The organism is Legionella sp. 227, assembly GCF_043161935.1.
GTDB classification, from domain to species: domain Bacteria; phylum Pseudomonadota; class Gammaproteobacteria; order Legionellales; family Legionellaceae; genus Legionella; species Legionella sheltonii.
The window spans coordinates 2,642,069-2,656,721 of the sequence record NZ_CP171154.1; the positions used below are offsets into that span (position 1 = coordinate 2,642,069).

Below are 14,653 nucleotides of genomic sequence, written 5' to 3' on the forward strand. Positions count from 1 at the left end.
TCTCCCATAAGTGGTAGAGGTTATTCCATTTCGTTGTGTTGTGCCTATGCGACTTACTTTGCGAATCAAAAATGTTTTCGTAAAATATTGAGCTCTTCATTTAATAGATCAATTTTTTCTAAGAGTTCTAATGCGAGTGCTACCCCTGGAAGATTGATTCCTAAATCCTGATGCAGGCGAAAGGCAGACTCAATTTTACGTAGATCTTTTTGGTTTAATTTTAGATGTTCTGTTTTTGTTGTTTTGCTTGAAAAGATGCCATATTCGACCATTTCGCTCAATAATTCTTTAGGTATATGATATTTTTGGCATACCTCATTGAATGAAATAGTTGTTGTCTCTTCAATAAGCACGCCAATAATTGTAGTGTCTTGCTTCATGCTTATACTCCCATCGTGTCGCGTGGATTAAAGGGCATTACCTGTGCCATCTTTTTATAGAGTTCTTTTGCTTCTTCAGTTGTTGGTGGCGGAGTAATAATTTTTAAAAGTACATATTGATGTCCAGTGGTTGTACCCGGTAAGCCACGATTTTTCAATCTTAATTTTTGTCCTCCTTGAGATGCCGGTGGAATTTTCAAATCGATTTTTCCTCCTAAAGTGGGAACCACTATTGTTGCGCCTAAAGCAGCTTCCCAAGGAGTTACCGGTAGGGTGAGGTAGATATCACCATCCATTACGTCAAAAAGGGGATGTTTATCAACATCTATCGTTAAATAAATATCGCCACGAGGGCCTCCATGTATGCCAGGTGCACCTTGTCCAGCCAAACGAATTTGTTGACCTGATTTTACTCCTGCGGGTATTTTCACTTTCAATGTTTGCATGGAGACTTGAGAATCGTGGGCAGTTGGAATCTGAATGTTTTTAACCGTTCCTGCAAATGCTTCTTCGAGGCTGATATTAATTTTTCCATGATAGTCCTGACCGGCCATTGGGTGCTGCCGATAACGGGAGTGTCCAAATAATGTCTCGAATAAGTCTTCATTTAATGGACCACGATACACATGTTCCAAATCTTCTGGACCCCAATCACTACGTGCTCCTTGTTGATGGAACGCTTTATTTTTTCGAAACGCGTCATATTCTGCTCTTTTAGCGGGGTCCCTTAAAACCTCATAAGCTTCTCCCATTTCTTTAAATTGCTCTTCAGCATTGGGTTCCTTACTTATATCAGGATGGTATTTGCGAGCCAGTTTTCGATAGGCCATCTTAATGTCTTTTTCAGTGGCATCTTCACTTACTCCCATTATTTTGTAATAGTCTTTATCCATGTTTTTATACTCAATTTAAAAATCATTTTTTATTTTAGCAACACGCATTTACCAGGGGTATCAGCAGAAGTGTTATTAAGCTTAGGGGGTGATACCATCTTACCTGACCAACCTTGAGCCAGGCAATCCACCATGACCCCTTTTCTATGTTCGGCATTATTTAATGTTTGAGGAAATACATGGTTCCTCTTTTTTTGTGATGATTCGTTTCCTTTGATCGATATCATCGATTTCTTCATGGGCTTAGTCTTATCACCATTATTATAATAAAATAGTATAGCCTCTTAGATATTTATTTGTATATTAATCAGTTAAAGTACATACTATTCACTTTACTTGTGTGTTTTTGCCATACTACGGCTTCACTCTTCCTAAGGCTGTAGAACTAAAATAAAGCGTTACGCTAAGTATGAAAGGGTTGTTTACAATTCGCCATTTTGGCCAAGATAGTTGAATTGAAAACAGCCCTAGATTGTTTGAATCGATATTGGAGACATTTATGCAAAAGTATTTATTTAATACGCTGGTTGTTTTTTTCTTTTTTTCTGTGGCGGGTTGTCAGTCCAATCAGGCAACTTCCAATATATTTAGACCGTTTACTCCTTCAATTGCTCAAGGCGCAAATTTAGCGCAAACAGTGCAAGAAGCCTTAATGCGTAATGATGAGCTAGCAATAGCCCATGTGCAGGTTCAAACAAGACAAGATGTTGTGATTCTTACTGGATATGTAAAGAAAATTCGTCAAAGTGATATTGCTGAACAAATAGCGCGCCAGGTTCCAGGCGTACGTGCAGTTGAAAATAATATAATTATTCGTCCCTAGCTTAAATGTTCTCCATTTGTACTATATTTATAAAATAGGTTAAGTGTATTCAAATGGAGAATAAAATGGCTGACCTAATTCATAATGCATTGCCAATGCCGAGACGAAAAATTATCTATATCCATCCGGAAGACTCAGTTAAAAAAAGTATTGATATGATGACGGAATATGATATAGGGGCATTGGTTGTAGTCGATAATGACAACCAATTAATTGGTATCGTGAGTGAGCGTGATATAGTACGGTCCTGTTTGCACAAGTGCATTAACCTGGAGAAAGGAAAAGTTTCTGATGTAGTCAATAAGGACATCACTATTCTTAGTACTAATGATGTTGTGGAAAAAGCCATGCAGGCAATGACTGCAACAAAGAGAAGACATGTACTCGTTCGTGATGAAAGCGATGAACTTATAGCTATTTTATCCATAGGTGATGTGCTTTATCATCTATTGGAGGATAAGGCTAGAGTGATTGAGCAATTAGAAAATTACATTCATACCTATTAACATAATTTTTTTGGGGATGATATAGTATCTTTTTTAATGCACTTATGACTCATATGAAAACAGTCTTCAAATTGCTGCTAATTATGTTGATATTCAATGCGCCTTTGTGGGCTACTGAATTATCGACCAATTGGTATTCCAAAAGCCCTGATAACAAGGTTGTTATCAACATAGAATTATTTTTGTCCACCACCTGTCCCCATTGCCAAAAGGCTGATGCATTTTTTCGCGATATCGAATCAAAACATCCTGATTTCCATATTCAGCGGTATTATATCAATCAGGATAAAAATGCTTTAAGTCGTTTTTATCAATTATTGAGCGAACAGCAAATGGATGATTTTTCTGTTCCATCAATCTATTTTTGCAATTCACGATGGGTGGGCTTTACATCAGCAGAAACCACCGGTAAAGATTTATTGCATGCGATTAATTATTGCAAGCAACAAATTGAAAAAAAAGGGACGTTAACCCCAGCCACTGTGAGTGCATTGCGACATTTGGCCAATGCTAATCGATTTATTACTGGATTAGTAGAAAAACCGTCAAGGTTGCGGTTTACGATTACCCTGGCATTTATGGACTCCTTTAGCCCTTGTGCATTTTTTTGCTTCGCAGGTTTTCTTGCTTTTCTTTTAATAGAAGCCCAGAAGAAAAAACAGCTTATCGCGAGTCTCCTGTTTATTTTTTCAGTAGCAATAGTCCATTACTTTCAACAGGTTTATACTAATGCGTTTTTTGAATTGTTGCCATGGTTGCGTATTCCTGCTGCATTATTAGGAATAATAACTCTTTATTTTGCAATGCAATTTCTAAAAAAACAGGCTTCAGGAATTTTATATTTTTCATTGGCTTTTTTATTAGGATTGATTACTACAATTTATCAACAAACTTGTGTCATGAACTGGTCGACTATCTTTGAACAATGGTTAAATGATCAGCAGTTGATGAATTGGCAATCAAATATGTACCAATTGCTTTATCAAGGGGTGTATATACTTCCTTTAATTGTGATTTTATTGGTTTACTTGCTCTTACTTAAAATAGAGCGTTTTGCTGCATTACGAACAAAATTAACCAACATTGGCTTATTGTTTATGATCGCGATTGCTGTCAGTTTAATCGCATATCCCTATGTGTTGTCTTGCTTTGGAATATCCCTAGCGACGTTACTGATCTTGGTGATTTGCGGTTACTTTTTAAAATTGACTTGATCTTATTTTGATGATTTGGGATTATCATCTCTCTTTGTTTGTAATAGCTCAGGTCCTTATCCTAATGTTTATTCGAATGGACGGATTTGAATACAGGTTGCGAGAAAATTTTTCTAAGTAAGCTCAGCATACATCAGTATGCGAGCATGATTAGGAAAATATTCTTGCAACCGCTGCCAAATTCGACTGTTCTCTGATAGGGGCTGAGCACTTACCTTTGTTTTTTCAGGTGATAACATGAGTAAGCTCATTGATATTCCCGTTGTTGTAGAGAGCGGACAAAAATATAAAACATCTCATGGCGTAACAGCAATTAAAGATGGTGTAAAAGCAACTGGAGATGCTTATGAGCGCTTACCAAAGCCTAAATGGTTACGCGTGGTAAATCATACTACTCCCGCATATCACCAGGTAAAAGAGCAAGTGCAAAAACATCGTCTGTCTACTGTTTGTGAAGAAGCAAAATGCCCTAATATCTCTGAGTGTTGGTCTCATGGTACCGCCACAATCATGTTAATGGGTTCTGTTTGCACTCGTGCATGTCGTTTTTGTGCAGTAGACACGGGTAATCCTCATGGTTGGTTGGATGCACAAGAGCCAGAAAATACAGCAAATACTGTAGCATTAATGAATCTAGATTATGTGGTTTTAACCTCAGTGAATAGAGATGACCTGCCTGATGGTGGCGCAAATCATTATGCGCGTACGATACGAGCAATTAAGCAAAGATCTCCAAAAACTAAAGTAGAAGCATTAACTCCTGATTTCCAAGGTGTAGAAAGAGATATTGCCTTGTTACTGGATAGTGGTGTTGATGTATTTGCACAAAATGTAGAAACGGTAGAGCGGTTGACTCATCCTGTTCGTGATAATAGAGCTGGTTACGCACAGACGTTAAATGTGCTCGCTTACGCTAAACGTTATCGACCTGATGTATTGACAAAAACGAGCTTGATGTTAGGTTTAGGTGAAACGGATGAAGAAATTGTGCAAACAATGGATGACTTACGAGCACATAATGTAGATATTCTTACTCTAGGGCAATACTTACAACCGACAAAAAACCATTTACCTATTGCGCGATATGTGACTCCTGAGGCTTTTGCTGAGTTAAGACAGATCGGATTGAAGAAAGGATTTTTCGAGGTAGCTTCTGGTCCTTTGGTTCGTTCAAGCTATCGTGCTGATAGGATCTTTAAGCAAGATAATTTGGGTTTAGATAATTAATTTTATATTTTTGTTTTAGGTTCTGAATTTGATGTAGGTTGAGCCTTGGCCCAACCTACATCAAATTCAGCAGATAGTATCATTCTTCAAATTTATATAGGCCTAAACGCCGTTGCTCCCTCATTAGGAGTAGGAGCATATTGATGCAATTGGGTCTGTAAGAAACGAACCACTTTATCTGCTATCGCATGGCTATAAGCAAGTACTTTTTTCTCCTCTTTAGGATGTTTGAGTATAATTTCTTCCAATTCAACAGTTAATTGTTCAGCCCATTCCTTGCACAAGTAAAAATCGCTATCCACTACATTAGATAATGGAGCGATGTATTGGCCATGTGAGTTCCCCAATGTTTTATTTATTTGAATGATCGTTTCTTTAGCCACCTTAGTAGCAATATCAGGGATTAACTCTTTTTTATTACTGCTTAGTTGCTTGTCTAATTGAAGGTGTAATAATGCTTGAAATGAATGAAAATCCATGATGACAGGTGCATTACTGCTTAACTCATGATTGAGTTGCATGCTTAATTTTAGATTCGATTCTTCAACAATCCCGGATTGAATAATTAAATCAGCCATCTTCTTTAGCTTTTGTTTTATATCTTCAATGACTTCCATAGGCTGTTTGAGTACAAATTGACGAAAGGAAGTAATTTCAGGCAGAACTTTTTTTGCTTCTCTTTCGTTAAGTGCGAGCTCAGGGAATAATTCTGGGTTAATTAATATATTGAATTTCATTAACATCAACTCAGTACGTAAAGCACGGGCTTTTTCGCTTGCATATTGCTTTAATTTAGGATTTGATTTCTCTAGTTCAGGTGTGTCAAATTCTGTTGGCTTATCATTAAATGTTCCATTAAGCATGGCTTCTAATACTGCATTTTGAAAATAAAGAAAAATTGATTTTCTATTGGATGTAATTTCTTGAGCACACCAATTCATATAAATTGGATCAAGACTATCCAATAGTTTTCGAATTTCTTTAATCAGTTGTGATTTTAAAGGATAGAGGTGATGATTCTTTTCATACTGCACCATGGTATAAAAAGAGGCCACTGATTTTAGAAAAATGGCACCGCGTGCTCTGGAGTCATTCCTCGTTTTTTCCTCGAAATAGGCCTCATAGGCAACAGTATCTCCCCATAAGGATGAGCTGGCATGATCATCTTTTTTAATTAACTCATCTAAACTGATGCGACCATACAAGGGAAGGTCGGCCATTGATGAGCTGCGTCTGCGTCTATCAGCTTGAGTATTAGAAGAGGACGTACTACTTTCAAGCGCTTTATCCTTTCTATATTGAAAAAAAATTGTCGGTTGTTTAGATATGGGGTTCTTGGATTGAACAATTTTTTCTTTTAACTCATTAAGGTGGTCTAAAGTTTGATAAGCGTCGGGAAAAGTTCTGACGTCTCTTATAATAATTGCCCCATCGTCAATAATGACGCCAGGATATTCATTGAACAAGTCGAGACTTAGTTTAGGTTCAAATCGCGAATGAGTCCCTTTTTTAATACAATACAATAAGCAAGTAGCTTGATGGGTACTCTCATTCAATTCCCAAACTAAGGGGCTACCTTGGAAGGTAATATTTTGAAAATAAATTTTCATATAATCGTGGCACTCTGATCAAAAAAAGCATAGTACGAATTATGTCATGTGCAAGCAAGTGCCATGTTTAATTTCCGATAGAAAATAGAGCTGTTTGTGCGCAATAAAGTCCTTGGTGCCAAAATTAATACAGTAAAAAGCCAGGGCTATTTAACCTAAAATTAACCCTCTTTTTCCCATTAATTTTTGTAAAATATACGCGAAAAGATACATCAGGGTGCCAAGCACTATGGCGGTTATCCCTAGAGCCAAATAATAATTTTTATAGTAAGGAAGGCTTTCTATGGCCGAGTGGACTGTGTTTGGAATTGCGACCCAGCCAGCAATTCTTCCTGAGATGGCATGTGCCAAAGAACTTGCCAGATACCATACACCCATGGCGAATGCGATTGAATTTTTGTCGCAATACAAGCCTACCATACTTAAGCCAATGGCACTCACCCATAATTCCGCAATTGAAATCAGAATATAGGTTAATGCAATGTAATTGCCGTTAATTATTCCATCTGTAGTAGTCGAGGCAGCAAATGCCATAACCAATAGAGCAATTCCCGCAAGTGCTGTACCTGCCGCAAATTGGTAGGGAATAGTGAAATGAGGAAACAGTTTATAAAAACGAGGTAGCTGACTGCCTATAGCTAAGATAAGTAATGGATTCAGTATTTGATAATGAGCGGGGGAAACAGTGAGGCCAAATAAATTATGATCTGAATTATTTTCGGCAAATAAAATTAGGGTACTGTTCATTTGGTTATAGATAACAAAAAATACAACTGCTTCGATGATGAGTAGAAGAGCTATCATTTGTTTTTCTCGTATCCTTCCTTTAAGGGTTAATGTTTTTTTTAAAAACCAGGCAATTCCTATCCCACAACCGGAAGCTATGATTGTGCTCGCGACATAAACATGGGAATAGGCAAATAAAGTCAGTACATAAATGGTAGCGATGTAGGCAATTAAACGAAAAATACCTGACGTAGAGAGTTTGGATTGATCTTTTCCCCAAATAACATTCTCATAAATAGGGTAGCGTTTGGCAAAATTCAATGCAGCAATGGATTTACCAACAAACGCTAAGGTAAGGATAGACAGCGGACCATAACGGCTTTCAAATAGTAATGGCGCTATTAAAGTTGCTAATAATGCACCAACATTAATTGCGATGTAATAATAAGTCATCGCAGATTTTGCTTTAACCGCATTATCGGAATAAATATGGGAGACCATGCTTGAAGAGGTACCCATTAAAAGAGAATTGGTCGCAGGAACAAAAGCATAAGCCGCGATAAAAAAAGTATCTCCCAGAGTACTTACAGTATATCCGCTTATCATGATGAGCAAATAAGCAGTGGCTAGCATGATGCTGCCAAGAAGAATGGATCGCCTAATTCCGACCACAGTATCCGCCATATAGCCACCAAGCATAGGCATTAGATAACCCATGGCATGAGCCACCCCAATAAAAGCATATGCTTTGGCTTGACTGTACCCTAAACCTTGAGACCATACGGGACGAGTTAAAAATAAAACCAATATGGTATTAAGTGCATATACCGAAAATTGGCTCCAAAAGGTAATATATATGATGTTATTGGCTTGTTTTTGTCGCAGGGCCAATTCAGGCAAATAATTTTTCACTTCTTGAGAAATCATTTTTCCTACCTCATCATCTTAAGATAATTATCAGATTATCATTTTCTGGCAAGAACGACATCAATTATATGAGTATCATGATAGGGGAAGGTGAATATTTTGCTAAAAAGTCGTTTAAGTCTTTGAATTAAAAATATTTTGGGAAGCATCCTGATGGATAATGTGTTGAGAAACCAGGTGCCTTCAATACCAAAAAGCGCTAATTCATCAATATTATTCAGAGTTATAGGGATTTCCAAACGTTGATGGGCAATTACTTCGAATTGATGTTGTTGGAATGCCTGCATCAATTCATTGTTGTTCGCCGCAACCGTAGTATTTTTTACAATGGATTTATAATAATGACCAACAACACTGCTTAAGATGGAGTCTTCCGTAATAAATTCTGCAAGGCGCTGTTGTGCTACCGGAAATGAATCATAAGTTGTGGTAATCATTGAAAAGTGACCATTCGCTCGGGTCAGTAATTTAGCCTCATGAAATAAAACTTTAATCGGAATATAAGCATTAATAAAATGTGCTAGGATTAAATCTTGACTATGAGGAGGTAAGAACTTATTGGCTTGTGCGGCACTACCTTCTATAGTAATCACTGGCAATGTTTCACGAGCTCGTTTTAACATTTCAGAGGAAACATCAATGCCTGTAAACTCTGCTTGCGGCATTATCTGTTGTAGTTTTTTTAGAAAAGCACCATCACCAACACCCAAATCAAGAACTTTATAATGGGGTTTCATGCCCAAATAAAAGCGCTTCATTTGTTCAATGGCTACTTCATGACTCTGGCTAATTGCTCCAAAACGATTTGCCATAGCATAGTGTTCCGCGATGTCGTTGTACATGGCCTTCAAGGACATGCAAAAATTCCGGTTTAAGAGGGTTTGGTAAGTATATCCTTAAATGGAGGAAATTTGCGACTGGTGACAAAGGAAAAATTTATTGCTAATGTATCTATTCTAGTTTTTAATACTTCGAATAGTTTTATGTTTTTATTTATTATTTGATTGAAAAAATTTTTCTAATGTAACCTACAACACTTGCCTATTAACTCGTTATAATAAGATTTTTCTTACAAATAAATAAAATTAATTGTTTTCTTAATACTCCGTTAATAATCACAGTGTAAAATTAAATTCGAATAGCAAATATAAATATAAATTTGTTTTTAGTCGTTTTTTGGCTATCAAGAACACCATGGATTGCGTTCTGTGGAGGAATGGGTAGCTGCTTTGTTAGGGAGATTTTTATGTTAATTTTAACTCGGCGTATTGGTGAAACTTTAATCATAGGTGATGATGTTAATATTACCGTGCTAGGTGTAAAAGGTAACCAAGTTCGTCTCGGTATTAATGCACCTAAAGATGTATCTGTCCATCGTGAAGAAATTTATTTGCGCATACAACAAGAAAAGCAATCAGACGAATCTGAAGAAGCAGTATAAATCGATTTCCTCGCAGTCATCCAGTTCCGAGCACTTAAACATGCTCGGGACAAACCTAATTTATTTCTTGTTCTCTCTATGATGAATTTTTATGCGTCATGAAGCGAAGTATCTCCTGATGAGAGAAAATGCTTAATACCGTCATCATCCTCTACGATTAATTGTCCTGACTCATTAATTCCGCATGCAAGCCCAGATAAGCTATTGGAAGATTGATTCACTTTAATTTTTTTTCCAAATAAATAATCCGACTTACTCCATTCATCCATAAAGAAGTTAAGATCATGATGAATGAATTTGATTAAATAATACTCCAAGTGAGTAATCAGTTTGGCAATAAGAACATTTCGATCAAAATGCTTTTGCGTCATCTCATATAAGGAGCACCATGGCTTATCTGGAAGAGGGGTGTTTTGAGTATCCGTATTGACGTTTAAGCCAACACCTATGATGACTTGGACATTACCGTTTGATTCAGCCAATATTTCAATCAAACTGCCGCATAATTTTTTGTTATCCCATAAAATATCATTAGGCCATTTAATCTTGATATTTGAGGATAGATCTAATTCATTTAAAGTGGCCACAATAGCTAGACTAGTCACTAAACTTAATCCGGAAAGCTTGGCGAGATCATAGTTGAGGTTCCAACGACTCGAACAGTATATATTTTCTCCAAAAGGTGAGTGCCAGTGTCTTCCAAACCGTCCTCTACCCTGAGTTTGTATTTCGGCACAACAAATATCAACGGAGTTTGAAAGGGGTAAATCCTTAAGATAGCGATTGGTTGAATCAATGGTTGTCAATAGATGTAACTCAAAAGGTGATATGTGTTTTTCTGCGATAAGATATTCTGTAATTTTCTGTTTATTTAATAAAATCAACTGATTAGGAAGTTGGTACCCCTGGTGTCTCATGCGTTTTATAGGAATTCCTGATTCTATTAAATGATTAATTTGTTTCCAAATCGCTGAACGGGTAATACCTAGGGCTGCTCCTAATTCGGAACCACTGTGACATTCGCCATCGCCAAGTAACTGTAATAATGTAAGTTGTGAATGAGTAAGATGCATTGGCAGAAACCTAAAAAATCAAGCGAGTATTTTGTTGTAGATGAATAAATCCATGTCGAATTTCCCTTACTGTGGGGTGATGACATAAAGCGCCACTACAAGCTACTTCAGGCATAAAGGAGCGTAATTGCCAAGTCATGTTATGTAATGGATCGTTCACTAACTGTTTCGTTGGTATCGATATAGGGACGCTAAAATGTTTGGTTGGGTAAGAAAGACCTAAACCACAGGCTTTAATAAATGCTTCCTTTTGCGCCCAAACATGAAAGAAAACAGCCGGTTTCAAAGCGAGAGGTACTTTAATGAACTCTTCGTACTCAAGATCGGAAAATAAGTTTTTGGCAATTCCCTCATACGGCCTGGCGGAATATTTCTCGATATCAACACCTAAAGGAAAGCCTTTTCCAACTGCCAGTAGCGCTAGGTCGCCCGTGTGGCTTATATTAAATTGCAATTTTGCTGTATTGATGACCTCTGGTTTTCCATGCTCGTTATAAGTAAATTCCAGCTGCTCAGGAGGAATATTGAGGTAATTTGCTAAGATGATTCTCAACGTGGCTCTAGCAGTAGAAAAACGGCGTTTATGCCTACTGAAGTAGAATCGCTCCGCACGTGCTCGCTCTTCATGATTTAACAATTCATATGCATGATTCAATTCATGCACTAAAGAAAATTGCCAAAGATCAATTCGAGCTTCATTTAAGATGCAGTTTTGTGTATTTAAAGGGTTAAATCCTGTAATGATCATATACTTTGTTTGAATCTGGCATCAATTGTCGGTTAAGGTTATCATATACCATGATATTTAATTCACCAAAGAGTATTCAATGAGCAGACAATTTTTGGATTTTGAGCAACCCATCGAAGAGTTGAATCAAAAAATTGAAGCACTTCGTATGTTAGGACATGATAACGAAGTGAATTTAAGTGATGAAATCGCACGACTTCAAGCAAAATGTTCTGATTTAACAGCCCAAGTTTTTTCAAATTTGGAGCCTTGGCAAGTGGCGCAAATGGCGAGACATCCACTAAGGCCACAGACCACAGATTATATTGAACGTATTTTTACTGATTTTCAGGAGTTACATGGTGACAGAAGTTGTTCTTCAGCTCCTGCAATTATTGGCGGTTTGGCTCGCTTAAATGGTGAGCCAGTTATGGTGCTTGGCCATCAGAAAGGTAAACGTACTAAAGAAAAAGTATATCGAAACTTTGGGATGGCTCGTCCTGAAGAGTATCGAAAAGCTTTGCGTTTGATGAATATGGCTGAAAAATTCAAATTACCCATTTTCACTTTTATTGATACCGCTGGAGCGTATCCAGGGATTGGTGCCGAAGAACGCAATCAATCTGAAGCTATTGCGCGAAATCTTTTTGTGATGTCAAATCTTAAAACCCCAATTATCTGTGTGGTAACAGGAGAGGCAGGATCTGGGGGGGCATTGGCAATTGGCGTCGGTGACCGTGTGCTCATGTTGCAATTTGGTATTTATTCAGTAATTTCTCCAGAAGGTTGTGCATCGATTCTATGGAAAGATGCGTCTAAAGCAAGCGAAGCTGCTCGAGCGATGAGAATCACGGCAGATAAGATTCTGGAAAATAAGTTAATTGATATGGTAGTGCCAGAACCATTAGGGGGGGCACACCGTAATGTTGATGAAATGGCTGCGCGTTTAAAAGATGTTTTGGTTAGTGAGTTACGTGCTTTAAAGAAATTACCATTGGACCAGCTGGTCGAGAACAGGTACCAAAAATTTATGGCTATGGGTGCATGTGATTAAAGCTTTATTAGATCTTCTTCCAAATTCAACTGAGGAGGCGAATTGCACGGCCGATGCGGTGCTCGAATCCTCAAGTACTTGCTTGTACACTTCGGTTCTAAGCTCCGCATCTTATCAAGCCTCGCCTCCCTCAGTGAGTTTGGAAAGTGATCTATTGAATACCGAGTGGCTTTCTCGCCTAAGCCATTTTAATAAGCTAATTGTAGGCTTTAGTGGGGGGCTTGATTCAACGGTGCTTTTGCATGTACTCGCTTCCTATCCCACCTTGTTTGCTAAATTAGTCGCAGTGCATGTGAATCATGGTATTAGTGCGCGTGCACCTCATTGGCAAGCACATTGCGAGCAGTTTTGTCATCATTTAGATATTCCATTAATTACCCAATCCGTACAATTTGATCGCTCAGCCAATATTGAAGAGAGGGCGCGTATTGCTCGATATGCAGTTTTTTCTTCTTTGATGACCGAACAAAATTGCTTGATTTTAGGACATCATTTGGATGATCAAGCGGAAACAGTTCTTTTGCAACTATTCCGAGGCGCTGGAGTAGATGGTTTGGCTGCGATGAGTGATTGGGGCAAATTGGGATTGGGGGGAATGGCTCGTCCTTTTTTAAATCATTCCCGTACGCAACTTGAGAATTATGCGGTTTTACATCAATTAAGATGGATTGAAGATGAGAGCAATCAGGACATCAATTATTCACGCAATTACCTACGTCAACAAATTATACCTTTGTTGAAAAAAAAATGGCCTGGAGTGGTGGGTAATATCGCAAGAACAGCCATTCATTGCCAGCAAGCTAAAAGAAATTTAGATAGCTTGGCAGAAGGAGATAGTCGACTTATTTCCAAACACGCTAAGGAGAGAGAAGTACAAGAGGATATGGAAGGTAGAACCGCCACGTACACTCCAGTTAAAGAGAATTTGAGCACTTTATCGACGAAGCAATTTTCCACCCCAGATGAGGTTGGAAATAAGGGGAATGCATCAGAAGAAAATTCAGACGTCCTTTTAAACAATTTTTTGTTAATAACACCATTAAAAGAACTCAGTCGCGATCGTCTCGTGAATCTGCTCAGGGTTTGGTTGAAAAATAATCGAGTCCAATTGCCTTCGACAGCCACTTTCGAGCGTTTGATTGATGAAGTGATCTTTGCAAGTTCTGATGCAATTCCTGAGGTGAGTTGGACAGAGGTGATTGTGCGTCGCTACCAAAGGCATTTATATATAGATAGGAAAAGTATAAATAAATTACCTTCTTGCATTGAATGGTCGGTATTTCCTTTACCTTTAATAATCGCTGATCTGGAAATTAATTTATTGGCAAAAAAAAGCACTCAAGGACTAGTAGCTCCTCCGAATGCAAAAATATCTGTCCGATTTAGACAAGGTGGGGAAGAGTTTGTCTGGCATGGGCAAACCAAGCGTTTAAAAAAATTATTCCAAGAGTGGGGCGTTCCACCATGGTTAAGGGAACGAATTCCTTTAGTTTATTTTAATGACACGCTTGCAGCAGTAGTGGGTTATGCAATGAGTGATCTATTTTTTTCTAAAGAAAGTGCTGACGCATGGATATTCGTTAATGGTTGCTGAATTTCCCTTTTTCCCTGCTCCAGTCATCCCGAGCACAGCAAGGGACTTTCATGCTATAGCATTGTGTCACAATGAGGAGATCCCTCGTTGTCTCGTGATGAGGCAGACAGGGGGAAGGGATTTTATATCTTAGTAACCAAAATTGTTGTGTGGAAGATCGACGTGCTCAGTCAGACCGAATCCAACATCTCGTTCATATGCAATTTCCAACGCATTATTCACATTTTTTCTAATCTGTTGTGCACCAGTTATGTCATGTTGTTTAAAGAAAAGATATTGTGAGAATATTACTTGTGATTGAGGGGCTTGTGCTAATTTCTTTTGAGTTCTTGTAATGAGATTAAGTTCACCATCTTCATTCATCCACTCATTGGGTTTCATTTTCATTATTATTATTACCTCTGGTTTAAAAAGAAGCGCCATAGTACACGAGAAACCATAAAATTCAAGTTTTATTC

General features: G+C 37.9%; 16 protein-coding genes. 7 read left to right on the plus strand and 9 right to left on the minus strand.

Annotated features, from left to right (window positions below):
* Window positions 1-65 precede the first annotated feature (65 nt).
* Together ACF8MK_RS11440 and ACF8MK_RS11445 are read right to left on the minus strand one after the other, a co-directional pair.
* Window positions 66-380: a chaperone modulator CbpM gene (locus ACF8MK_RS11440; protein WP_392536774.1), complete on the minus strand. Its 315-nt coding sequence runs from the start codon at window positions 378-380 to the stop codon at window positions 66-68.
* Between the two features lie 2 nt (window positions 381-382).
* Entirely contained in the window at window positions 383-1,273 is an 891-nt protein-coding gene (locus ACF8MK_RS11445; protein WP_392536775.1) for a DnaJ C-terminal domain-containing protein, read from the minus strand.
* A 499-nt stretch (window positions 1,274-1,772) separates the two neighbouring features.
* Here ACF8MK_RS11445 and ACF8MK_RS11450 point away from each other — a divergent pair, with 499 nt between their 5' ends.
* The 3 genes from ACF8MK_RS11450 (at window position 1,773) to ACF8MK_RS11460 (ending at window position 3,816) form a co-directional block, all read left to right on the plus strand.
* Window positions 1,773-2,096 carry a BON domain-containing protein gene (locus ACF8MK_RS11450; protein ID WP_265702832.1) on the plus strand — a complete coding sequence of 108 codons (324 nt, stop codon included), beginning with the start codon at window positions 1,773-1,775 and terminating at the stop codon, window positions 2,094-2,096.
* A gap of 65 nt (window positions 2,097-2,161) precedes the next feature.
* The gene (locus tag ACF8MK_RS11455; RefSeq protein ID WP_392536776.1) at window positions 2,162-2,602 is read left to right on the plus strand and encodes a CBS domain-containing protein; all 441 of its coding nucleotides are present in this window, start codon (window positions 2,162-2,164) and stop codon (window positions 2,600-2,602) included.
* Between the two features lie 83 nt (window positions 2,603-2,685).
* Window positions 2,686-3,816: a hypothetical protein gene (locus ACF8MK_RS11460; protein WP_392536777.1), complete on the plus strand. Its 1,131-nt coding sequence runs from the start codon at window positions 2,686-2,688 to the stop codon at window positions 3,814-3,816.
* A gap of 113 nt (window positions 3,817-3,929) precedes the next feature.
* Here the strand turns inward: ACF8MK_RS11460 and ACF8MK_RS11465 are convergent, their stop codons facing one another.
* Window positions 3,930-4,055 (minus strand): hypothetical protein, encoded by a 126-nt coding sequence (locus ACF8MK_RS11465; protein WP_392536778.1) that lies wholly within the window; start codon window positions 4,053-4,055, stop codon window positions 3,930-3,932.
* Here ACF8MK_RS11465 and lipA point away from each other — a divergent pair.
* Window positions 4,054-5,043, plus strand: coding sequence for a lipoyl synthase (lipA, locus tag ACF8MK_RS11470; RefSeq protein WP_265702835.1), 990 nt, complete (start codon window positions 4,054-4,056; stop codon window positions 5,041-5,043). The genes ACF8MK_RS11465 and lipA overlap by 2 nt on opposite strands.
* A 92-nt stretch (window positions 5,044-5,135) precedes the next feature.
* On the opposite strand, the gene ACF8MK_RS11475 is transcribed toward lipA, so the two are convergent.
* The 3 genes from ACF8MK_RS11475 to ACF8MK_RS11485 form a co-directional block, all read right to left on the minus strand.
* Complete coding sequence (locus tag ACF8MK_RS11475; RefSeq protein ID WP_392536779.1) at window positions 5,136-6,653, minus strand: hypothetical protein; 1,518 nt, start codon at window positions 6,651-6,653, stop codon at window positions 5,136-5,138.
* 150 nt (window positions 6,654-6,803) lie between these two features.
* Window positions 6,804-8,306, minus strand: a complete 1,503-nt coding sequence (locus ACF8MK_RS11480) for a peptide MFS transporter (protein WP_392536780.1) — start codon at window positions 8,304-8,306, stop codon at window positions 6,804-6,806.
* A gap of 38 nt (window positions 8,307-8,344) precedes the next feature.
* Complete coding sequence (locus ACF8MK_RS11485; protein WP_392536781.1) at window positions 8,345-9,163, minus strand: class I SAM-dependent methyltransferase; 819 nt, start codon at window positions 9,161-9,163, stop codon at window positions 8,345-8,347.
* 389 nt (window positions 9,164-9,552) lie between these two features.
* Here ACF8MK_RS11485 and csrA point away from each other — a divergent pair, with 389 nt between their 5' ends.
* The gene (csrA, locus tag ACF8MK_RS11490) at window positions 9,553-9,747 is read left to right on the plus strand and encodes a carbon storage regulator CsrA (RefSeq protein ID WP_010654169.1); all 195 of its coding nucleotides are present in this window, start codon (window positions 9,553-9,555) and stop codon (window positions 9,745-9,747) included.
* Between the two features lie 89 nt (window positions 9,748-9,836).
* Here csrA and birA read toward each other — a convergent pair whose 3' ends face one another.
* Window positions 9,837-10,820 carry a bifunctional biotin--[acetyl-CoA-carboxylase] ligase/biotin operon repressor BirA gene (gene birA, locus ACF8MK_RS11495; protein WP_392536782.1) on the minus strand — a complete coding sequence of 328 codons (984 nt, stop codon included), beginning with the start codon at window positions 10,818-10,820 and terminating at the stop codon, window positions 9,837-9,839.
* 10 nt (window positions 10,821-10,830) lie between these two features.
* Window positions 10,831-11,568, minus strand: coding sequence for a 4'-phosphopantetheinyl transferase family protein (locus ACF8MK_RS11500; protein WP_392536783.1), 738 nt, complete (start codon window positions 11,566-11,568; stop codon window positions 10,831-10,833).
* A 79-nt stretch (window positions 11,569-11,647) separates the two neighbouring features.
* Between ACF8MK_RS11500 and ACF8MK_RS11505 the strand changes: the two genes are divergently transcribed.
* Window positions 11,648-12,601 (plus strand): acetyl-CoA carboxylase carboxyltransferase subunit alpha, encoded by a 954-nt coding sequence (locus tag ACF8MK_RS11505; RefSeq protein WP_265705272.1) that lies wholly within the window; start codon window positions 11,648-11,650, stop codon window positions 12,599-12,601.
* Window positions 12,602-12,740: 139 nt separating this feature from the next.
* Window positions 12,741-14,195: a tRNA lysidine(34) synthetase TilS gene (tilS, locus tag ACF8MK_RS11510; protein ID WP_392538956.1), complete on the plus strand. Its 1,455-nt coding sequence runs from the start codon at window positions 12,741-12,743 to the stop codon at window positions 14,193-14,195.
* A 129-nt stretch (window positions 14,196-14,324) separates the two neighbouring features.
* On the opposite strand, the gene ACF8MK_RS11515 is transcribed toward tilS, so the two are convergent.
* Entirely contained in the window at window positions 14,325-14,582 is a 258-nt protein-coding gene (locus tag ACF8MK_RS11515; protein ID WP_392536784.1) for a hypothetical protein, read from the minus strand.
* Window positions 14,583-14,653 lie beyond the last annotated feature (71 nt).